Source organism: Streptomyces sp. NRRL S-337 (assembly GCF_000720175.1).
Taxonomy (GTDB): domain Bacteria; phylum Actinomycetota; class Actinomycetes; order Streptomycetales; family Streptomycetaceae; genus Streptomyces; species Streptomyces siderophoricus.
On record NZ_JOIX01000169.1, the window covers coordinates 1 to 1,008 of the forward strand.

Annotated in this window: 1 protein-coding gene; it reads right to left on the reverse strand. The window is 69.4% G+C overall.

The genetic code is table 11. From position 1 onward, the window contains the following. Positions 1–891 (reverse strand): IS481 family transposase (locus IG62_RS0140900; protein ID WP_030816354.1); only part of this gene is annotated, 891 nt, incomplete at its 3' end. Positions 892–1,008 lie beyond the last annotated feature (117 nt).

Consider the following 1,008-nt stretch of genomic DNA (forward strand, 5'->3'; position numbering starts at 1 on the left):
GTGGGGTCGGTGGTAGTTGTACCAGTCCAGCCAGCCAGGGAAGGCTGCTTGTCGTTCGGTGTCTGAGGTGTAGGGCCGTTGGTAGGCCCATTCGTCGAGCAGGGTGCGGTGGAAGCGTTCGACCTTCCCGTTGGTCTGAGGTCGCCACGGGCGGGTCCAGCGGGGGCTGATGCCCAGGTCACGGCAGGTAGCGCGCCAGGTGTTCTTGCTGTAGGCCCAGGCGTTGTCCGTGAGTACGCGCTCGATGGTGACGCCTCGCTGGGCGAACCAGGCGGTGGCGCGGGTCAGGAAGGCCGCGCAGGTCGGGGCGGTCTCGTCGGGCAGGTCTTCGGTGTAGGCCAGGCGGGAGTGGTCGTCGAGTGCGGTGTGCAGGTAGGCGTATCCGGTGCTGGTGCGGTTCTTGCGTCCGGCGGCCCGGCCGAGGAATTTGTGGCCGCCGCCGTCGGGGATGCGGCCGAGTTTCTTGACGTCGATGTGGACGAGTTCGCCGGGCCGGGCGCGTTCGTAACGGCGGATGGGCTCGCCGGTGGCCCGGTCGGTTGCGGCCAGCGGCGGTAGCCCGTGGCGCTTGAGGATGCGGTGTGCGGTGGAGGCGGCGACGCCTGCACGGGCGGCCAGCCGTAGCGGGCCGATCCGATGCTCGCGTCGCAGACGGATGACCTGTTCCTCCACTGTGGTGGGGGTGCGGCGAGGCTGATGACAGGGGCTGCTGGTGCGGTCTTTCATCCCTGCGTGGCCCTGCCGTCGGTAGCGGCCGGCCCAGCGGGCAGCTGTCGTGTGGCTGACCTGGAACCGTTCCGCGGCCCGGCGCAAGGGCCAGCCGTCGTCGACGACGCACCGGGCCAGACGCAGCCTGCCGGTCGGTGTCAGCGGGGCGTTACGGTGGATCACGAGGGCCTCCTGCACTCGGCGGTAGATGTCGCAATCCCCACCGAGCCAGAAGGCCCTCACCTTCTTCAAGCGCCCTGAAAGGCGTGTCGCCTGTCACCAACGTCCCCGGACAGCACA